Source organism: Microbacterium meiriae (genome assembly GCF_040685015.1).
GTDB classification, from domain to species: Bacteria; Actinomycetota; Actinomycetes; order Actinomycetales; family Microbacteriaceae; genus Microbacterium; species Microbacterium meiriae.
Map to the genome: position 1 here is coordinate 434,001 of NZ_JBFBHD010000002.1, position 19,184 is coordinate 453,184.

Genomic DNA, 19,184 nt, shown 5'->3' on the forward strand with positions numbered 1-19,184 from the left:
TCGGACGCTCCGTCGAGGCCTGTGAGGAGGCGCAGATGCCCATTCTTCCGAGCATCTCTGGACCGCGCGATCTTGATCGGCTCTCTCCGGAGCAACTGGAAGAACTCGCCTCGGAGATCCGCGCGTTCCTCGTCGAGAACGTCTCGCAGACGGGCGGTCACCTCGGGCCGAACCTCGGCGTGGTGGAGCTGACGATCGCCCTGCACCGCGTGTTCTCCTCTCCGGACGACCCCTTCATCTTCGACACCGGCCACCAGTCGTACGTCCACAAGATCCTCACCGGTCGCCAGGACTTCTCGAAGCTGCGCGTCCGGGAGGGGCTTGCGGGCTACCCGCAGCGCGCGGAGAGCCCGCACGACGTCGTCGAGTCGTCCCACGCCTCCAGCTCCCTGAGCTGGGCCGACGGCGTGTCGCGGGCACTCACCGCCACCGGCCGGGCGGACCGACACGTCGTCGCGGTCGTCGGCGACGGCGCGCTGACCGGCGGTATGACATGGGAGGCGCTGAACAACATCTCCGACGACAACGACCGCAACCTCGTCATCGTCGTGAACGACAACGGCCGCTCGTACGCGCCGACCATCGGCGGCATGTCGCGCTTCCTCAACCGGGTCCGCACCGCCGCGGCCTACAAGGACCTCCACCACAAGTCCGATCGCCTCTTCCGCGCGTTCGGGCCGGTGGGACGCGCAGTGTTCCGCGGCGTGCGCGGCGGCACGCACGGCTTCCTCTCGCGGTTCACGAACAACGAGGCGCTGTACTCCAACCTCGACATCAAGTACCTCGGCCCGGTCGACGGTCACGATCTGCCGGCGCTGCTGGAGACGCTGGAACTCGCGAAGTCCTACGGCGCGCCGGTCATCGTGCACGCGATCACCGAGAAGGGTCGCGGCTACCAGCCGGCCCGTGACGACGAGGCCGACCAGTTCCACGCGGTCGGCAAGATCGATCCGACGACGGGGGAGACCCTGTCCTCAGGCGGCCGAGGGTGGACCGATGTCTTCTCCGACGCTCTCGTGAAGGTCGGGGAGCGACGCTCGGACGTGATCGCCATCACCGCCGCCATGCTCCGGCCCACCGGCCTCGCCCCCTTCGCGGAGCGCTTCCCCGACCGGGTCTACGACGTCGGCATCGCTGAGCAGCACGCGGTGGCCTCGGCTGCCGGACTCGCGTACGGCGGGCTGCACCCGGTCGTCGCCGTCTACGCCACGTTCATGGGACGCGCGTTCGATCAGGTGCTCATGGACGTCGCGTTGCACCGGGCGGGCGTCACGTTCGTGCTCGATCGCGCCGGCGTCACCGGCCCGGACGGACCGAGTCACCACGGCATGTGGGATCTGGCGATGCTGCAGATCGTCCCGCACATCCGCATCGCCGCCCCCCGCGACGGCGCGCGGCTGACCGAGGCACTGGACGAAGCGGTCGCCGTGGAGGACGCCCCGACCGTCATCCGCTTCCCGAAGGGCGATGTCTCCGCCGACCTCCCGGCGCTCGAGCGCCTCGAGGACGGCGTGGACGTGCTCGCACGGGGCGAGGGCGAGGACGTCCTCATCGTCGCGATCGGTCCCTTCGCCGCCCTTGCCGTCGACGTGGCTGAGCGGCTGCGCGCCCAGGGCATCGGCGCCACCGTGATCGACCCGCGCTGGGCGATCCCCGTGCAACCGTCGGTCGTCGAGCTCGCGGCGCAGCATCGACTGGTGATCACGCTGGAGGACGGCATCCGCGTGGGCGGCATCGGCACGCGCGTGCGGCAGGTGCTCCGCGAGGCGGGCATCGACACGGCCGTCGACGAGCTGGGTCTTCCCGACGAGTTCATCGACCACGCGTCGCGCGACCAGATCCTCGCCGATGCCGGTCTCACGGCCTCGAAGATCGCTCAGGACGTCGTGGCGCAGGTGCTCGGTACGCGCATCCCGAAGGCCCGCCACGCCGGGGAGACCGGAGCGATCGAGCTCCCACTCCACGAGCGCCACTGACGGACGTTCCCTGGAGCGGGCTTCCGTCGGTCAGGGGATGTCGACGAGGGTCTCGGCGACGATCCTTTCCACCGCTGGGAGGGCTCTGGCCCGTTCGTCGGGGACCAGCCCGATCCGCGTACGCCGGTCGAGGACATCGGCCGCGGTGAGAGCGCCCTGCGACCGGACAGCGTGCTCGACGACCGGTCGGGAGAGGGCGATGCCGTCCGCAACGGCGTCCTGCGAGCCGTTGTCCGGGGCGGGATCGTCGATAAGTCGCAGGGTCGCGGTGCCGCTGGGTCCGACCCGGAGGCCGCGCTGTCGCACCGCCAGATCCACCGCGTCCTCCGCCATGCGTCGGTAGGTCGTGAGCTTGCCGCCGAGCACGGAGACCACCCCGGACTCGGAGGTGCGGACGAGATGCCGGCGGGAGACGTCCGCCGTCTCGGCCGCTCCGGTGTCGACCAGTGGACGCAGCCCCGCGAACGCCCCGCGGACGCGGTCCCGCGCCAACGGCACCGCGAGAAGGCGGTTCAGTGTCTCCAGGAGGAAGTCGATCTCGGTGTCGGTGGGCTCGGCGACGGAGGGGATGGGTCCGGGCGCATCCACGTCGGTGAGTCCGACGATGACACGCCCACCGCGCTGCGGCAGGGCGAACACGTAGCGGCTGATGGAGCCTTCGAGCGGGATGGTGAGCGCAGCGGTCGGATGCCCGAGGTCGGCGGCGTCGAGGACGATGTGGGTGCCGCGGCTCGGGCGCACCGTGAGGCCGTCGTCCAGAGTCGCCGCCCAGACTCCGGTGGCGTTGACGACCGCCCGTGCACGGATCTCGATGCGTTCCCCGGTGAGCATGTCCGTCGCCGTGGCCCCGTCGGCATGCAGCCGCTCGGCGCGCACCCTGGTCAGGATCCGCGCGCCGAGACCGGCCGCCGTCCGGGCGACGGCCACGACGAGGGCGGCGTCATCGGACAGCTGGCCGTCATACGTGACCATGCCGCCACGGAGTCCCCAGGGGTTGAGCGCGGGGAACAGGCGCAGCGCCCTCGCCGTCCCGACGGCGTGCGGTCCCGGCAGCACCTTCCCGCTCGTGCGCGCTTGCAGGCGGAGGAGGTCACCCATGGCCATCCCCGCCGCTCCGGCCCCGCGCTGGCGGCCGCTGACGCCGGGGGCGAACGGGAGCAGCTGTCCGAGCGGACGGATCAGATGGGGCGCGATCACCGTCATCAGCAGATGCCGTTCGCGTGCGCTCTCGCGTGCCGTCGCCACGTCCCCCGTCGCGAGATACCGCAGCCCGCCGTGGACGAGTTTCGAGCTGAACCGGCTCGTCCCGAACGCGAGGTCCTCCGCCTCGATCAGGGTCACGCGGAGCCCGCGCGATGCGGCGTCCAGGGCCACGCCCGTTCCGGTGATCCCTCCGCCGACGACGAGGAGGTCGCAGATGTCATCGGCCGCGGCGTCGAGTTCGCGTCGACGGCGGCCCGCGTGGAGGGCGGTCGAGGCAGGGGTCATGGCCGCAGGTGGCCGTCCAGCGCGGCGCGGAGCTCGCGCTCCCAGGCCCGCTCGTCGATGAGGTCGGCCACCGTCGCGTGCGACAGCACAGCGGACTGGGCGATCAGGAGCAGCATGACGGCGATCTCGCCCGGGGCGCCCTCGCGCACCGATCCGTCGGCCTGGCCGGCTGCGATAGCGTCGGACAGCCACCGCAGGATGAGTCGCTGGCTGGACCCCACGCGGTGCAGGGTGTAGCGGGTGAACGCTTCGGGCTCCTCGTCGAGGAGATGGGCGTACACCGGGTCGGCGCGGAACAGCGAGGTGAACCGCAGCACGTCCTCGACGAGAGCGTCTCGCGAGGTGGCTCGCTCGGGGAACCCGTCGAGGAGGTCGGCGACCCGCCGCAGGAGCGCGGAACGGACGACGTCGTCGGCATCCCGCCACGTCCGGTAGATGGTGGGCCGGCTGAGGCCGGAACGCCGCGCGAGGGCGGCGATCGTCACCCCGTGCACGCCGCCGCGGACGAGCAGCTCATCGGCCGCGTCGAGCACGCGCCGCTGCGTGGCGTCCCACGCCAGGGCGAGGGAGTGCGAGGGAAGAGTGGGAGATTGACGTTCTTCCATGATGTGTCACACTGTAACGCATGGAGCAGCGGAACGGCAGCGGAGCCGACAGACCCGAGATGCGCTGGAACGGGTGGGGCGACCCGAGTCGGGCGAAGGTTCTCCCGCTCGCCGTCCGCGGGCTGCTGCCGTTGCTGCTGGGCCGCGTGCGGCGCCCTCCGCAGCCGCCCGCGCTGGAGGACGTGCTCATCCGGCCCTCCCGGCTGACGGCGGACGATGTCGCTGCACTCGAAGATTCCGTGGGCGCCGATGCGGTCGACGTCTCGACCGCGGGACGGCTCCGGCATGCGGGAGGACGTTCCACGCCCGATCTCCTGCGTCGACGGGCTCTCGAGCAGGATGCGCCCGATGCCGTCGTGTCTCCTGCGGACCATGACGCCGTCCGTGCGTGTCTCGCTCTGGCGGGGGAGCGGGGGCTCGCCGTGATCCCCTTCGGCGGGGGAACGAGCGTCGTGGGGGCGCTGGACCCGGAGCCCGGCCCGCATCGCGCCGTGCTCAGCCTGGATCTGCGCCGGCTCTCCGGCCTGCTCCACCTCGACACGCTGAGCGGCGAGGCGACCCTTGCGGCGGGGACGACCGGACCCGATGCCGAAGCGCAGCTCTCCGCACACGGCTTGGAGTTGGGCCACTTCCCGCAGAGCTTCCGGTACGCCACGATCGGAGGGTTCGCGGCTGCACGGTCGTCCGGACAGAACTCCGCGGGCAACGGGCGGTTCGAGGCGATGGTGACGGGGATCCGGGTCGCGACACCGACGGGAGACCTCGACCTCGGACGCGCGCCGGGGTCGGCGGCCGGCCCCGATCTCCTCCGCCTCTTCCTCGGCTCCGAGGGGATCCTCGGCGTCATCACCGAGGTCCGGGTCCGCGTGCACCCGGTGCCGACGGTGCGGATCTTCGAGTCGTGGACCTTCCCCGACTTCGCCGGCGGTGCCGATGCGCTCCGCCGCGTCGTGCAGCAGGGGGCAGGTCCCACGGTCATCCGTCTCTCCGACGAGGCCGAGACCGCCGTGAGCCTCGCCCAGGTCGGCCGGATCGGGAAGGCCCTCGCGAAGGGGGCGAGCGTCGTGACGGTGTACGAGGGCGACGAGGCCGCGGCGCGCCGGGACCGGACCGCGGCGATCCTCGCCGCGGCGGGCGGTCGCTCTGCGGGCACCGGCGATGCGGAGGAGTGGGCGGCGGGACGATTCGACGGACCCTACCTGCGCGATGCGCTGCTCGACGCCGGGGTGTTCTGCGAGACGCTGGAGACGGCGACCACCTGGTCGAACCTGCGCACTCTGAAGGAGGCCGTCGAGGCGGCGCTGCGGGACGGTTTCGACGCGGTCGACGCGCGTTCGTACGTCATGTGCCACGTCTCGCACGTGTATCCGACGGGCGCCTCCCTCTACTTCACGGTGCTCGCCGGACTGCGACGCGAACCGTTGGGCGCGTGGGCCGAGGTGAAGGGCAGGGTGAACGACGCGATCCTCGCGAACGGCGGGACGATCAGCCATCATCACGCCGTGGGTCGCGATCACGCCCCCTGGCTCGCGCAGGAGATCGGTGAGACCGGCGTGCGGATCCTCACCGCCGTCAAGCGGGAGCTGGACCCTCGCGGCATCATGAATCCAGGTGCCGTGCTCGTCGATGTCCCGACGAGGGCGACCGTCTGAGATGGGGCACATCGCGGTGCTGTCGAATCCGCTCTCCGGCAAGGGCCGCGGGCAGCGGGCCACCGAGGAGGCGCTCGATCACCTGCGACAGCGGGGCGCGGATGTCCGCGTCTACGCCGGAGGGTCGCCCGCGGAGACGAGGCGGCTCGCGATGCTCGCGCTGGACGCGGCACCGGACGGGCTCGTCCTGGTGGGCGGCGACGGCACCCTCTCGGGCATCCTCGACGTGGTGTGCGCCGCAGGCGTCCCGGTCACGGTGGTCCCCGCCGGCACCGGGAACGACCTGGCGCGAGCGCTCGGGCTGCCGCTCACGGACGTGGCGGCGGCTGTCGAGCTCGCCCTGACCGGCCTGCCCCGGCCCATCGACATCGGCGAGGTGCGGACATCGACGGGCACGTCGCTGTTCCTCACCGTGGCGGCGCTGGGGTTCGACGCCCGCGTGAGCGATCGCACCAATCGCCTCCGCTGGCCGTCCGGCGCACTGCGGTACTACCTCGCGCTGCTCATCGAGCTCGTCCGGCTGCGTCCGCTCGACTTCACGATCCGCGCCGATGACGGCCCGGCGATCCCCGCCCGCGGCACTCTGGTGGCGGTCGGGAACACGGCCAGCTACGGCGGAGGGATGCCGGTCTGCGTGGGCGCCGTTCCGGATGACGGCACCCTCGACGTCGTCGCCGTGGGGCCCCTGGGCCGCGTCCGCCTGGTGCGCCTGTTCCCCGTGCTCTTACGCGGGAGGCATCTCGCGCGCCCGGAGGTGCATCACCTCCGGGCGCGCACGGTCACCGTCGCCGCGCCCGGTCTCGTGGCCTACGCGGACGGCGAGCGCGTGGGGGAGGAGACCTGCACGATCTCGGTCCGCGCGGCGGCGCTGACCGTCATGACCGACGCGGAGAGGAGGGACGCACATGTTCGATGAGGACGTCGTGATCGTCGGGTCGGGGTTCGGCGGCTCCGTCGCCGCACTCCGGCTCACCGAGAAGGGCTACCGCGTCCGCGTGTTCGAGGCCGGGCGACGATTCGCCGACGAGGACTTCGCGAAGACGAGCTGGGACGTGCGTCGCTATCTCTGGGCCCCGGCGCTCCGGTGCTTCGGAGTGCAGCGCATCCATCGGCTTCCGCACGTGATGATCCTCGCCGGCGCCGGCGTCGGCGGCGGGTCGCTCAACTACGCGAACACGCTGTACGAGCCGGGCGCGGCGTTCTTCGCCGACCCGCAGTGGTCGTCGATCCGGGACTGGAGCGCGGCTCTGGCCCCGCACTACGCCACGGCCAAGCGCATGCTCGGCGTGGTGGAGCACTATCCTCACGACGGACCCGTCGAGCGGATCATGGCCGGTGCCGCCGAGGACCTCGGGGTGGGCGCCACCTTCCGCCGGGCACCCGTCGGCGTGTGGTTCGGCGTACCCGGTGAGCGAGTCGCTGACCCGTTCTTCGGCGGTGAGGGCCCCGAGCGCACGGGCTGTACGCTCTGCGGCAACTGCATGGTCGGCTGCCGCGTCGGTGCCAAGAACACCCTGATGAAGAACTACCTCGCCCTCGCCGAGCGCCGCGGAGCGGTCATCGAGCCGCTGCGTACCGTGACCGAGGTGCGGGAGCTCCCGAACGGCGGATTCTCCGTCACGACGCGCCGCAGCGGCTCCTGGCTCCGACGGCGTCCTCAGACCGTCACGGCACGGGAGGTCGTCCTGGCGGCGGGCACCTGGGGCACCCAGCAGCTCCTCCATCGGATGAAGGCCGCCGGCGCGCTGCCGCACGTTTCCGACGCCGTGGGCCGGCTCACCCGCACCAACTCAGAGGCCCTGGACGGCGCCGTCGCCGTCCGGGTGCCCGAGCGGGTGGAGCTCGCGCGGGGCGTGGCGATCACCACCTCGTTCCACGTGGATGACCGCACCCATGTCGAGAACGTCCGCTACGGTCCGGGGTCGAACCTCATGGGAGCACTCGCCACCGTGCTGGTCCCGGGCGACCGCGCGCTTCCGGGCCGCCTGGTCGCGCTCGTGGGCCAGGTGCTGCGCCGCCCCGCCCGGGCCCTGCGCCTCGCGTCCCTCCGGCGGTGGAGCGAGCGCGGGATCATCGCACTCGTCATGCAGACCGCCGACAACTCGCTCACGCTGTCGCTGCGGCGCCGCTTCGGACGGACGAGACTGACGAGCGCGCAGGGTCACGGCGCGCCGAACCCCAGCCACCTCCCCGAGGCGCATCGCGCGGCCCGTGCCATCGCCGCGCGTCTGGAGCGCGAGGGTGGGGTTCCCGCCGAGGCGCGCGGTTCGTGGCCGGAGGTCTTCGGGATCCCGCTCACGGCACACTTCCTCGGCGGAGCCGTGATCTCCGGGTCACCGGAGGAGGGTGTCGTAGACGAGTACCAGCGCGTCTGGGGACACCCGGGGTTGCACGTCGTCGACGGGGCCGCTGTGCCCGCCAATCCGGGGGTGAACCCGTCCCTGACCATCACCGCGCTCGCGGAGCATGCCCTGTCGCACTGGCCGCGCCGCGGCGAGCCGGATGCCCGTCCGGCACCGGGGACGACACAGGGGGCCACGCCTACGGCGCGACCCCCTGCGGAGACGTGATCAGCGGCTTTCGATGCCGCGGATCTGCGGGGTGTGGAAGGAACCGCCGAACGCGCGCTCGGACGCCCCCTCGCGATCGAGATACGGCGAGGCCCCACCGTCGATGAACGGCCAGCCTGCCCCGAGGATGAGGCACAGGTCGATGTCCTCGACCTCCGGGACCACGCCCTCGTCGAGCATCAGCTTGATCTCGGTCGCGAGCCCGTCCTGCACGCGCTGCAGGATCGTGGCCGCCGATGCCGGGCTCTTGCCGACGGCGGGCACCAGGACCTTCTCGGCCTGCTTCGTCCAGCCGACCACACGGCCGCCCTTGTCCTTCTCGACGACCTGGTCGAGCTCGGCGAGGGCGTGGAAGTTCTCGTTGGCGTAGAACCGGTCGGGGAATGCGCGCACCATCGTGTCCTGCACGTGCGCGGCCACCTTCCAGCCGACGAGGTCGATGAGCTGGAAGGGCCCCATCGGCAGGCCGAGCGGCGCGAACGCCTTCTCGACGTCGGCGATCGGAGTGCCCTCGTAGACGGCGCGCGCCGCCTCGCCCATGACCTTCGCGAGCAGGCGGTTCACCACGAAGCCCGGGGCGTCGGCGGTGAGCACCGCGTTCTTGCCCAGGTTCTTGGCGACGACGAATGCGGTGGACAGTGCGGTGTCCGCGGTCGTCGGCGTCTTCACGATCTCGATCAGCGGCATGACCGCGACCGGGTTGAAGAAGTGGAAGCCGACGAGCCGTTCGGGGTGGGCGAGCTTCGCGCCGATCTCCTCGACCGACAGCGACGAGGTGTTCGTGGCGAGCACCGCGTCCTCCGCGATGATCTTCTCGATCTCACCGAAGACCTGCTGCTTGACGCCGACCTCCTCGAAGACCGCCTCGATCACGAAGTCGCAGTCCGCGTAGAGAGCCTTGTCGGTGGTGCCCGTGACGAGCCCACGCAGCTTGTTCGCGGTGTCCGCGTCCACGCGGCCCTTGGCCTCCAGCTTGCCGATCTCCTCGTGGATGTAGGCGACGCCCTTGTCCACGCGTGCCTGGTCCAGGTCGGTGATCAGCACCGGCACCTGGAGCTTGCGCACGAACAGCAGCGCGAACTGGCTGGCCATGAGACCCGCGCCGATGATGCCGACCTTGGTGACCTTCTTCGCGAGCTGCTTGTCCGGTGCGCCGACCGGACGCTTCGCACGCTTCTGCACGAGGTCGAAGGCGTACATCGACGCGGCGAACTGGTCCCCGGTCACCAGTTCCGCCAGCGCCTCGTCCTCGCGGGCGAAACCCTCCGCCTTGGTGCCGCTCTTCGCCTTGTCGAGCAGCTCGAGAGCCGCGTAGGGCGACTTCGGCACGGTGCCGATCTTGGACTCCAGCATGCCGCGCGCCATCTTGATGGCGATCGGCCACTTGGTGAGCCGCTCGATCTTGCCCGGCTCGTTCTTGCGCACGACCTTCTTGCCGCCGAGGACCGCGTCCGCCCAGGCGAGCGAGTTCTCGAGGTAGTTCGCAGCGGGGAAGATGGCGTCGAAGATGCCGAGGTCGAAGGCCTGCTGCGGCTTCAGCATGCGGTTCTGCTTGAGCGGGTTGGAGATGACCACCTCGAGGGCGTTCTCGATGCCGATGAGGTTCGGCAGCAGGTACGCCCCGCCCCAGCCGGGGATGATGCCGAGGAAGACCTCGGGGAGCGCCACGGCCGCCGCCGATGCGTCGACCGTGCGGTACGTGGAGTTCAGCGCGATCTCCAGGCCACCGCCCAGTGCGAGTCCGTTCACGAACGCGAACGACGGCACGCCGAGCTCGCTCAGCTTCCCGAGCACCTTGTGGCCGAGCTGGGCGATCAGACGCGCGTTGTCCCGGGAGCCGACCTTGCTGATGTCCGAGAGGTCGGCACCGGCGGCCATGATGTACTGCTTGCCGGTGATGCCGACCGCCTGGATCTCGCCGGCCGCCGCGCGGCTCTTCAGGCCGTCGAGTGTCGCGCCGAGTTCGGTGAGGGTGGCCGGACCGAGGGTGTTCGGGCGGGTGTGGTCCCGACCGTTGTCCAGCGTGATCAGGGCGAGGACCTTGCCCGACGCGAGGCGGATGTCACGCACGGGGGAGTGCGTGATGACCTCTCCCTCGGTGAGCGCCTGGATGGGCGAGAAGTCGACGTCGTCGTAGCTCACTTCTTCTTCTTTCCGTCGTAGTGCGGGTTCTCCCAGATGACCGATCCGCCCTGACCGAGACCGACGCACATCGCCGTCAGGCCGTAGCGCACGTCGGGGCGCTCGGCGAACTGCGCCGCGAGCTGGATCATGAGGCGGACGCCGGATGCGGCCAGCGGGTGGCCCACGGCGATCGCGCCGCCCCACGGGTTCACGCGGGGGTCGTCGTCGTCGATGCCGAAGTGGTCGAGCAGGGAGATGACCTGGATGGCGAACGCCTCGTTGAGCTCGAAGAGTCCGATGTCGGAGATGTCGAGACCGGCCTTCTTGAGCGCCTTCTCGGTCGACGGGATCGGGCCGATGCCCATGATCTCGGGCTGCACGCCGGCGAAGGCGAACGAGACCATGCGCATCTTGGGCGCGAGTCCGAGCTCCTTGACGGCGCCGCCGCCGGCGAGCAGCGACATCGTCGCGCCGTCGGTGAGCGGCGAGGACGTCCCTGCGGTCACGCGACCGTGCGGACGGAACGGCGTCTTGAGGCCGGCGAGGTCCTTCATCGTGGTCTGCGGACGGCGGCCCTCGTCCTCGGTGGCCAGACCCCAGGCGCCGTCGGCGCCCTTGATCGCGACCGACACGAGGTCCGGCTGGATCTTGCCGGCGTCGTAGGCGGCCTGCACCTTCTGCTGGCTGCGCATGCCATAGCGGTCGGAGCGCTCCTTGGTGAGGTGCGGGAAGCGGTCGAAGATGCGCTCCGCGGTGACGCCCATGTTGAGAGCGCCCGGGTCGACCATCTTCTCCGCCACGAAGCGCGGGTTGGGGTCGGCGTTCGCGCCGATCGGGTGGTGGCCCATGTGCTCGACGCCGCCCGCGAGGGCGAGGTCGTACATGCCCACGCCGATCGAAGCGCCCATGGTGGTCACGCTCGTCATCGCGCCGGCGCACATGCGCTCGACCGCCAGTCCGGGGACGGTCTGAGGCAGTCCGGCGAGGATCGCCACCGACCGTCCGAGGGTGAGCCCCTGGTCGCCGGTCTGGCTCGTCGCGGCGATCGCGACATCGTCGATGCGGTCCGCCGGCACGGCCGCGTTGCGCTCCATCAGGCCGATGGTCGCCTTGACGGCGAGGTCATCCGCGCGGGTGTTCCAGTACATGCCCTTTTCGCCGGCGCGCCCGAAGGGGGTGCGCACTCCATCGACGAAGAAGACGTCCGAGATCTCGGCCACTCTGCCTCCAAGTTAGTGCGGTGGCCTCAGTCTATGAACGGCCGGAAACCGCGAGGAATCGGTTGGATCGAACCTACGAAGCGGTCGCGGACGTGGTGTCGGGCGATTGCGTCGCCTCTACAAAGGCGTCGGCGATCTTCTGTGCAGTCTGTTCAACCTGCCAGGGGCGCGCCCCGAGTGCGGAGAGGGCGGCGCCGATCTCTTCCGCGGTGGCGCCCGGGCCGTCCCACGCGACCCGGCGCAGGTACTCGGGCGTGAGGAGGTTCTCGGTGGGCATGCCCAGCTCCTCCGCGACCGCCTCGACGGCGGGACGGGCGGCCTTCAGCCGGGCGTCGGCCTCCGGGTTGCGGTCGCCCCAGGCGCGGGGCGGGGGGAGCGCGTCGCTCGGCACGCGTTCGCGCGGCAGCGTCTCCGCGGCACGGCCGTCGACGATCGCCTGCCACCAGCGGTCGAGCTGGGTGCGGCTCGCGCGGCCCTGGAACTCCTTGACTCCCGCGAGGGCCTGCTTGGAGGCGGGGTTGGCGAGGACCGCGGCGACGAGGGAACGGTCGGGCACGAGGCGCCCGGGGGAGATGTCCTGCTGCTGCGCATACATCTCGCGGGCCTCCCACAGGGCGCGGGCGACGGCGAGGTTGCGGGCACCACGGACCTGGTGGAGTCCGCTCAGTCGCCGCCAGGGGTCTTCGCGCGGGGCCTTCGGGGCGCGCGCCAGGGTGGCGGCGAACTCCTGAGCGGCGAAGGCGGTCTTGCCCTGTTCCTCGAGCTCGGCGACGAGAGCGTCGCGGACGTCGACGAGATGCAGCACGTCGAGCGCGGCATAGTCCAGCCAGGAGTCGGGCAGCGGACGGGTCGACCAGTCGGCGGCCGAGTGCTCCTTCTTCAGGGTGATGCCGAGCGTGTCCTCGACGACGGCGGCCAGACCCACCCGGTCATGACCGAGCAGGCGGGAGGCGAGCTCGGTGTCGAAGATCTCCTTCGGCTCCAGGTGCAACTCGCGCAGAGAGGGCAGATCCTGGCTGGCGGCATGGAGCACCCACTCGACGTCGCCGATGGCCTCCTGCAGCGGGGCGAAGTCGCCGATCGCGGGCGGGTCGAACAGGAACACCCCGGCCTCGCGCCGGAAGACCTGCACCAGATAGGCCCGCTGCGAGTAGCGGAAGCCGGACGCCCGCTCGACATCGACGGCGACCGGGCCGGTGCCGGCGGCGAGCGCAGCACAGGCTGCACGGAACTCCTCGGTTTCGGAGATCACGGAGTATTCAGTCACGTACAGCCTTTCGCGCGCCGATCACGGCGATGCCCTCGGAACCCGGCGGAAGCCCCGCCAGCATTCCGACCAGCTCGGCCCATGCTTCGACGTGCGGTCGGAACGGGCCCTCCGGAGTCCAGGACGCCCGCAATTCTATCTGTGCGCCGTCTCCCTCGTCGGCGAGGCCGCCGAATCCCTTCGACAGCGTCTTCGTCGACGTGCCGGACGGCGAGTGGTAGATCGCCTCCCGGGAGTCCAGGGCGTCCACGAGCCACGACCACGTGACGTCGGCGAGCAGCGGATCCGTGCCGATCTCGGTCTCGAGCGGAGCCTGGGCGAAGATCACGATGCGCCAGGCGCCTCCCCAGGCGTCCGGCTCGTCCGGATCGTGCAGCAGGATGAACCGTCCGGTCCCGTATATCGAGTCGCCGTCCTCGCCCGGGCGGACGTCGGCGGAGAGCGCGATCGCGAAGGGCGCGAGGTTCTGCGGCGTGGGGATCTCGCGGACCGCGATGTCGTCGCGGAACGCGGTCGCGCGCAGTTCGGCGACGGCGGCGTCGAAGGGCGTCCCGGCCTCGGGGTGTGCGGTCACGGCAACAGGCTAGAGTCGGAAGGCGATGAAGAGTCTCAGGCACGCCGTTGCGATCGTTGTCCCCGCGCTCCTCGCCCTGGGCGCCACCGTCGGGATCCTCGTGATCGCGGTGGCGCGTCGGGTCGTCACCCCGTTGCGAAGCCGCGTCCAGGACACGGAGATCCTCGCGATCGACACTGGGGCGCAGACCATCGAACTCCGCCGCACCCTCGACACCGAGCTGCCAGGGCGATACGGCCTCTTCACCACGGGCACGTACGGCTACGTCAAACTCGGGGCGGTTCTCAGCGCGGACAGCACGACGGTGCGGCGCAAGCTCCTCACGAAGATCGAACCCGGTGCCAGGGTGGACCGAGGCGCGTCCTTCAGCGGCAGCTACTACATGTCGCCGAGTGAGCTGCACCTGCGATGGGAGAACGTGCTCATCGGCTCGCCGGCCGGGCCGTGCCCCGCGTGGTTCTTCCCGGGGGACTCCTCGACCTGGGTCATCCAGGTGCACGGTCGCGGCACGACCCGCGCCGAGTGCCTCCGTGCCGTGCCGGTGATGCACGCGGCGGGGCTGCCCACGCTCGTCGTGTCGTACCGCAACGACGGCGAGGCGCCGCGGACCAAGGCGGGCGCCTATGCGCTCGGCGCATCCGAGTGGCGCGATGTCGACGCCGGGATCGCCTATGCGCTGCGTCACGGCGCCGAGCGGATCGTGCTGATGGGCTGGTCCATGGGCGGGGCGGTATCCTTGCAGGCTGCGGTCAACTCCGGCCATCGGGATCGCATCGCTGGCATCATCCTGGAGTCGCCGGTCGTCGACTGGCGCACGGTCCTCCGTTTCCAGGCTCAGGTCGCCCGGGTGCGCGCACCGCTGCCCGCGCTGGCGATGGGAGCGCTGCAGCTGCCGCTCACGGCGAAGCTCAGCGGTGCGGACGAGCCCATCCTGTTCGACCGTCTGGACATGGTCGCTCGGGCTGATGAGCTACGGGCGCCGATTCTCATCCTGCACAGCGACGACGACGGCTTCGTCCCGGCGGACGCCTCGCACGCACTGCAGGAGGCGCGGCCGGACCTGGTCACCATGCCGCGCTTCACCGTCGCCCGGCACACCAAGCTCTGGAACTACGACGAGAAGGGCTGGACCACGGCCATCTCGGAATGGCTCGCGGCACAGGGGCTCAGCGCTTCTGCCTGACCTGGTTCTTGGCCCGCATCAGCATGCCGGTCATGCCGCCGATCCGCAGCGGTGACACGGCCTTGGTGAGCCCGATCGACTGCGGGTAGTCCTCGGGGATCGCCAGCACCTCGTCCGCCGTCAGCCCGGTGAGGCCCTGGACGAGGATGCTCGCGAAGCCCCGGGTCGTCGGTGCCTCCTCAGGGGCCGTGGCGTGCATGGTCACGACGTCGTCGTGGACTTCCACGTAGATGTAGACCGGCGACTGGCATTCCGCGACGCGCTCGCCCATCTCCGGATGCGCCGCGACCTCATCGGAAACGGCGGGTAGCTCGTCGGCGTACTCCAGGAGCAGCAGCAGGCGATCAGATTCCGGGGTCTCCAGGAATCCGTCGCGGATCTCGGCGAGGGTCTCGGGCAGGGCGGAGGCGTTCATCCCCGCCATTCTCCCACCTCAGACGGTGCCGGGCTCCGTGCCCGTGACGATCGGGACGCGCACCGCGCTGCCCCACTCCGTCCACGAGCCGTCGTAGTTGCGGACGTCCTCGAAGCCGAGGAGGTGCTTGAGCACGAACCACGTGTGGCTCGAGCGCTCCCCGATGCGGCAGTAGGCCACGACGTCGTCACCGTCCTGCAGCCCGGCGCCGTCCCGGTAGATGGCGTCGAGCTCGGCGCGGCTCTTGAAGCCGCCGTCCTCGGCGACCGCCTTCGCCCACGGCACGCTCTGCGCGGTGGGGATGTGGCCGGCTCGTAGAGTCCCCTCCTCCGGGTAGGCGGGAGCGGTGGTCCGCTCTCCGCTGTACTCCTCCGGGGAACGGACGTCGATGAGCGGGTTGCCGAGGTGCGCGAGCACGTCTTCCTTGTACGCGCGGATGGCCGTGTCGTCCCGCTCCACTACCGGGTACTCCGTGGCGGGACGGTTCGTCGCCTCGCGGGTCAGCTCGCGGCCCTCCGCGATCCAGCGATCACGGCCGCCGTCGAGGAGGCGGACGTCCTCGTGACCGAAGAGGGAGAAGACCCACAGCGCGTACGCCGCCCACCAGTTGTTCTTGTCGCCGTAGATCACGACCGTGTCGTCGCGGGCGATGCCCTTGCGGCTCAGCAGCTCGGCGAAGCCCTCGCCGTCGACGTAGTCCCGCACGACCGGGTCGTTGAGCTCCGTGTGCCAGTCCACCTTCACCGCTCCGGGAATGTGGCCCGTCTCGTAGAGGAGCACGTCCTCGTCCGACTCGACGACCACGAGGCCGGGCTCTCCCAGGTGGGCGGCGAGCCACTCGGTCGTCACCAGGCGGCCGGGCTCGGCGTACTCGGCGAACTTGGGGGAGGAGGAGTCGAACTCGATGGCCATGGGGTCTCCGTAGCGGTGAGCGGGCGAGCGGGCGGTGCGGACGGCGTAGTGTGGATCCGTCCCTTCGACGATAGATCCTCCGCGCGCCCCCGGGACCCGATCCGTAAGACTTCGACACAGGCCCTTGCCTGATTCAGGACCGTGATGACCGACCCGACCACCCGCACCGGAACCGTCCACCTCACCGAGCGCACGCCGACGGTCAGCGGACCCGAGATGCTCGCGAGCCTGGTGCCGCCGCCGCAGTTCGACGACGCCACGTTCGACAGCTACCGGGCGGATCCCGCCTACCCGTCGCAGGAGGAGGCGAAGCAGACGCTGCTGCGTTTCGCCGGACGCGGTGCTCCCGTCAAGCGGGGCGGTCTGTTCAGTCGGGCGAAGAAGGAGCCGGAACTGAAGCCCGGGGTCTACCTCGACGGCGGCTTCGGCGTGGGCAAGACCCACCTGCTCGCGTCGATCTACCACGCGATGCCCGCCCGGCGGAAGTACTTCGGCTCGTTCATCGAGTACACCGCTCTGGTGGGGGCACTCGGCTACAAGAACACCGTGGACCTCCTCAAGGGCGCCGATCTGCTCTGCATCGACGAGTTCGAGCTCGACGATCCGGGCGACACGATGGTCATGACGCGCCTTCTGGGTGAACTCGTGCCCACCGGCACCCGGCTCGCGGCCACCTCGAACACGCCGCCGAACGCGCTCGGCGAGGGGCGCTTCGCCGCGCAGGACTTCCTCCGCGAGATCCACGCGATGTCGGACAGCTTCCAGACGCTGCGCATCGACGGCGTCGACTTCCGGCAGCGGGCGATCGACGGTCACGCCGTGGCGCTGGAGGACGCGGCGTACAACGCGGCGGTCGAGGCGGCCGCGGCGGACGGCGCTGTGTCGGACGATGCGTTCGACGACCTCATCCGGCATCTCGCCCAGGTGCACCCCTCGCGCTACATCAGGCTCATCGACGGGCTGCACCGCGTGGGGCTGCGCGGCGTGCGTCAGCTCACCGACCAGTCGGAGGCGTTGCGGTTCGTGGCCTTCGTCGACCGGGTCTACGACGCGCAGATCCCGATCCTCGCGACGGGTGTCGGGCTCGACGCCGTGTTCTCCGACGAGATGCTCGCCGGTGGCTACCGCAAGAAGTACCTGCGCGCCATCTCCCGGCTGAACGCGCTCACGCATTCTGCGTAAGCCTGCAGGCCTGCGTAACGCGATGTTCACACCCGGAGCCGTGCTGTAACAGCGGAGAAACAAACCTCACGCATGGGCGAAATCGCCCATGGTCACACTGAAGCTCTCAATTACTTCGGATGTGAGGTTTTCCTATGGATGCTCCCGGCAACATCTCGTGGGCGATCACCGCGACGGCACTGGTGCTGCTCATGACGCCCGGCGTCGCCTTCTTCTACGGCGGTCTCGTCAAGGCGAAGAGCGTCGTCAGCATGATGATGATGAGCTTCGGCTCGATCGGACTCGTCGCCGTGCTGTGGATTCTCTTCGGCTTCTCCATGAGCGCCGTCGACAGCCCCACGGCCTTCGCGGGCAACCCGTTCGCGGACATCGGGCTGTCCAGCCTCGCCTCGGGTGAGGGCTCGAACGTCGCCCTGCTCAGCGTCGCGTACGGCGCCACCTTCGCGATCATCACCGTCGCCCTGATTTCCGGGGCGATCGCCGATCGGGCGAAGTTCGGCAGCTGGCTGATCTTCGCCGGCGTCTTCGCCACGGTCGGCTACTTCCCGGTCGCGGCCTGGGTCTGGGGCGGCGGTTGGATCATGAACCTCGGCACGACCCTGTTCGGCGAGGACAGCGGCATCGGCGTGATCGACTATGCGGGCGGCACGGCGGTGCACATCAACGCGGGTGCCGCGGCGCTGGCCCTCGCCCTCGTGCTCGGCAAGCGCATCGGCTTCCAGAAGGGCATCCTCAAGCCGCACAACGTGCCGCTGACGCTGCTCGGCGCCGCACTGCTGTGGTTCGGCTGGTTCGGCTTCAACGCCGGTGCGGAGTGGCTCGCCGAGGACATGGGCGGCGTCGGCCTCATCGGCCTGAACACGCTCGGTGCGACCGCGGCCGCGATCCTCGGCTGGATCCTCATCGAGCGCATCAAGGACGGCAAGCCCACGTCCGTCGGCGCCGCCTCCGGCGCGGTGGCGGGTCTCGTGGCGATCACCCCTGCATGCGCCAACCTCACCCCCGGATGGTCCCTCCTGCTCGGCGCGGTGGCCGGCATCGTCTGCGCCCTCGCGGTGGAGCTGAAGTTCCGCCTCGGCTTCGACGACTCGCTCGACGTGGTCGGCATCCACCTCGTCGGCGGACTCATCGGCACCGTGTACCTCGGCTTCTTCGCCACCGGCACCGGCCTCTTCGTCGGTGGCGACGCCCGTCAGCTCGCCGTGCAGGTGATCGCCGCCGCCGGCGTGCTGATCTACTCCTTCGTGGTCGCGTGGGTCATCGGCTTCGTGATCCAGAAGACGATCGGGTTCCGCATCACGAACGAGGACGAGATCGCCGGTGTCGACCAGGTCGTGCACGGCGAGGAGGGCTACGCTCTCGCGAACGCGTGACGACGGTTAGGGTGACCGTGTGGGCACGACCAGCAACGGCATCCTGAAGGCACTCGCGGACCTGCTGCGCCGAGCAGTGGGCTCCCCCCGGGCGCCGCGGACCTCTCCCGGTCCGCGGCGCCCGGACGCGCGTCTGCGGACGGCCGAGGAGCGCGAGCGGCGATCCGCGAAAACGCCGGACGCCGGAGTCGAGCCGGGGCAGGTCCGCGGTACCGAGACCGTGCGGCTCGACCCCGGGCGTATGCCGGCCGTCCGCGTGGCCTACGCGCCGCACCGGGACGGCGCTCCCGACGCCGGCGAGGTCGTCTGGACCTGGGTGCCGTACGAGGAGAACGACGGCCGAGGCAAGGACCGGCCGGTGCTGGTGATCGGGCGGCAGTCCTCCGAGCGGGTCTACGCGGTACGGATGACCAGCAGGCCCCACGACGGCGAGCGCGACTACCTCTCGATCGGGAGCGGCGAGTGGGACGGGCAGGGCCGCGAATCGTGGGTGGACATCGAACAGCTCTACAGCGTCCATGAGCGTGGTCTGCGCCGTGAGGCGGCGGCCCTGGATCGTGGCCGGTACGCACGGGTCGCGGCAGCGCTCCAGCGGCGGTACGGATGGGCGCAGAGCTGACCCGGCAGCCGCCTCCCATCCGAT

Annotated in this window: 16 protein-coding genes; 8 read left to right on the forward strand and 8 right to left on the reverse strand. The window is 70.6% G+C overall.

Translation table 11 applies throughout. The features are described from left to right. Positions 1-35 precede the first annotated feature (35 nt). Positions 36-1,976: a 1-deoxy-D-xylulose-5-phosphate synthase gene (dxs, locus tag AB0N68_RS10585; protein ID WP_187661560.1), complete on the forward strand. Its 1,941-nt coding sequence runs from the start codon at positions 36-38 to the stop codon at positions 1,974-1,976. Positions 1,977-2,006: 30 nt separating this feature from the next. On the opposite strand, the gene AB0N68_RS10590 is transcribed toward dxs, so the two are convergent. Together AB0N68_RS10590 and AB0N68_RS10595 are read right to left on the reverse strand one after the other, a co-directional pair. Beyond that, positions 2,007-3,464, reverse strand: a complete 1,458-nt coding sequence (locus AB0N68_RS10590) for a glycerol-3-phosphate dehydrogenase/oxidase (RefSeq protein WP_280565306.1) — start codon at positions 3,462-3,464, stop codon at positions 2,007-2,009. Continuing rightward, positions 3,461-4,069 carry a TetR/AcrR family transcriptional regulator gene (locus AB0N68_RS10595; protein ID WP_280565309.1) on the reverse strand — a complete coding sequence of 203 codons (609 nt, stop codon included), beginning with the start codon at positions 4,067-4,069 and terminating at the stop codon, positions 3,461-3,463. The genes AB0N68_RS10590 and AB0N68_RS10595 overlap by 4 nt, the downstream gene beginning before the upstream one ends. Positions 4,070-4,089: 20 nt before the next feature. Here AB0N68_RS10595 and AB0N68_RS10600 point away from each other — a divergent pair, with 20 nt between their 5' ends. The 3 genes from AB0N68_RS10600 to AB0N68_RS10610 are packed head-to-tail and all read left to right on the forward strand — an operon-like array spanning position 4,090 to position 8,291. Next, the gene (locus AB0N68_RS10600) at positions 4,090-5,721 is read left to right on the forward strand and encodes an FAD-binding oxidoreductase (protein WP_280565312.1); all 1,632 of its coding nucleotides are present in this window, start codon (positions 4,090-4,092) and stop codon (positions 5,719-5,721) included. 1 nt (position 5,722) lies between these two features. After that, positions 5,723-6,637: a YegS/Rv2252/BmrU family lipid kinase gene (locus tag AB0N68_RS10605; RefSeq protein ID WP_280565314.1), complete on the forward strand. Its 915-nt coding sequence runs from the start codon at positions 5,723-5,725 to the stop codon at positions 6,635-6,637. Then, a complete protein-coding gene (locus tag AB0N68_RS10610) occupies positions 6,627-8,291 on the forward strand; it encodes a GMC oxidoreductase (protein WP_259954895.1) in 1,665 nt (554 codons plus the stop codon). The genes AB0N68_RS10605 and AB0N68_RS10610 overlap by 11 nt, the downstream gene beginning before the upstream one ends. On the opposite strand, the gene AB0N68_RS10615 is transcribed toward AB0N68_RS10610, so the two are convergent. The 4 genes from AB0N68_RS10615 to AB0N68_RS10630 all read right to left on the reverse strand — a co-directional run bounded on the left by AB0N68_RS10615 (position 8,292) and on the right by AB0N68_RS10630 (position 13,476). After that, a complete protein-coding gene (locus AB0N68_RS10615; protein WP_280565320.1) occupies positions 8,292-10,433 on the reverse strand; it encodes a 3-hydroxyacyl-CoA dehydrogenase NAD-binding domain-containing protein in 2,142 nt (713 codons plus the stop codon). Then, positions 10,430-11,635 carry a thiolase family protein gene (locus tag AB0N68_RS10620; RefSeq protein ID WP_280565323.1) on the reverse strand — a complete coding sequence of 402 codons (1,206 nt, stop codon included), beginning with the start codon at positions 11,633-11,635 and terminating at the stop codon, positions 10,430-10,432. The genes AB0N68_RS10615 and AB0N68_RS10620 overlap by 4 nt, the downstream gene beginning before the upstream one ends. A gap of 73 nt (positions 11,636-11,708) precedes the next feature. Continuing rightward, positions 11,709-12,902 (reverse strand): ribonuclease D, encoded by a 1,194-nt coding sequence (locus AB0N68_RS10625; RefSeq protein ID WP_268776272.1) that lies wholly within the window; start codon positions 12,900-12,902, stop codon positions 11,709-11,711. Continuing rightward, the gene (locus AB0N68_RS10630) at positions 12,895-13,476 is read right to left on the reverse strand and encodes a DUF3000 domain-containing protein (protein ID WP_187661552.1); all 582 of its coding nucleotides are present in this window, start codon (positions 13,474-13,476) and stop codon (positions 12,895-12,897) included. Before AB0N68_RS10630 ends, AB0N68_RS10625 begins: the two co-directional genes overlap by 8 nt. 25 nt (positions 13,477-13,501) lie before the next feature. Between AB0N68_RS10630 and AB0N68_RS10635 the strand changes: the two genes are divergently transcribed. After that, positions 13,502-14,659 carry an alpha/beta hydrolase family protein gene (locus AB0N68_RS10635; protein WP_187661551.1) on the forward strand — a complete coding sequence of 386 codons (1,158 nt, stop codon included), beginning with the start codon at positions 13,502-13,504 and terminating at the stop codon, positions 14,657-14,659. On the opposite strand, the gene AB0N68_RS10640 is transcribed toward AB0N68_RS10635, so the two are convergent. Continuing rightward, complete coding sequence (locus AB0N68_RS10640) at positions 14,643-15,074, reverse strand: SufE family protein (protein ID WP_187661550.1); 432 nt, start codon at positions 15,072-15,074, stop codon at positions 14,643-14,645. The genes AB0N68_RS10635 and AB0N68_RS10640 overlap by 17 nt on opposite strands. Positions 15,075-15,092: 18 nt before the next feature. Beyond that, on the reverse strand, positions 15,093-15,986 hold the full coding sequence (locus tag AB0N68_RS10645; protein ID WP_187661549.1) for a sulfurtransferase: 894 nt from the start codon (positions 15,984-15,986) through the stop codon (positions 15,093-15,095). A gap of 144 nt (positions 15,987-16,130) precedes the next feature. Between AB0N68_RS10645 and zapE the strand changes: the two genes are divergently transcribed. The 3 genes from zapE to AB0N68_RS10660 all read left to right on the forward strand — a co-directional run bounded on the left by zapE (position 16,131) and on the right by AB0N68_RS10660 (position 19,160). Next, positions 16,131-17,168 (forward strand): cell division protein ZapE, encoded by a 1,038-nt coding sequence (gene zapE / locus AB0N68_RS10650; RefSeq protein ID WP_280565329.1) that lies wholly within the window; start codon positions 16,131-16,133, stop codon positions 17,166-17,168. 134 nt (positions 17,169-17,302) lie between these two features. After that, positions 17,303-18,541 (forward strand): ammonium transporter, encoded by a 1,239-nt coding sequence (locus tag AB0N68_RS10655; protein ID WP_025103552.1) that lies wholly within the window; start codon positions 17,303-17,305, stop codon positions 18,539-18,541. Between the two features lie 19 nt (positions 18,542-18,560). Beyond that, the gene (locus AB0N68_RS10660; RefSeq protein ID WP_187661547.1) at positions 18,561-19,160 is read left to right on the forward strand and encodes a type II toxin-antitoxin system PemK/MazF family toxin; all 600 of its coding nucleotides are present in this window, start codon (positions 18,561-18,563) and stop codon (positions 19,158-19,160) included. The last annotated feature ends 24 nt before the right edge of the window (positions 19,161-19,184 follow it).

What these genes read in the sequence shown, in the direction of transcription:
- dxs (WP_187661560.1), top strand. Translation starts at nt 36, where the DNA reads ATGCCCATTCTTCCGAGCATCTCTGGACCGCGCGATCTTGATCGGCTC.
- AB0N68_RS10590 (WP_280565306.1), bottom strand. Translation starts at nt 3,464, where the DNA reads ATGACCCCTGCCTCGACCGCCCTCCACGCGGGCCGCCGTCGACGCGAA.
- AB0N68_RS10595 (WP_280565309.1), bottom strand. Translation starts at nt 4,069, where the DNA reads ATGGAAGAACGTCAATCTCCCACTCTTCCCTCGCACTCCCTCGCCCTG.
- AB0N68_RS10600 (WP_280565312.1), top strand. Translation starts at nt 4,090, where the DNA reads ATGGAGCAGCGGAACGGCAGCGGAGCCGACAGACCCGAGATGCGCTGG.
- AB0N68_RS10605 (WP_280565314.1), top strand. Translation starts at nt 5,723, where the DNA reads ATGGGGCACATCGCGGTGCTGTCGAATCCGCTCTCCGGCAAGGGCCGC.
- AB0N68_RS10610 (WP_259954895.1), top strand. Translation starts at nt 6,627, where the DNA reads ATGTTCGATGAGGACGTCGTGATCGTCGGGTCGGGGTTCGGCGGCTCC.
- AB0N68_RS10635 (WP_187661551.1), top strand. Translation starts at nt 13,502, where the DNA reads ATGAAGAGTCTCAGGCACGCCGTTGCGATCGTTGTCCCCGCGCTCCTC.
- AB0N68_RS10640 (WP_187661550.1), bottom strand. Translation starts at nt 15,074, where the DNA reads ATGAACGCCTCCGCCCTGCCCGAGACCCTCGCCGAGATCCGCGACGGA.
- AB0N68_RS10645 (WP_187661549.1), bottom strand. Translation starts at nt 15,986, where the DNA reads ATGGCCATCGAGTTCGACTCCTCCTCCCCCAAGTTCGCCGAGTACGCC.
- zapE (WP_280565329.1), top strand. Translation starts at nt 16,131, where the DNA reads ATGACCGACCCGACCACCCGCACCGGAACCGTCCACCTCACCGAGCGC.
- AB0N68_RS10655 (WP_025103552.1), top strand. Translation starts at nt 17,303, where the DNA reads ATGGATGCTCCCGGCAACATCTCGTGGGCGATCACCGCGACGGCACTG.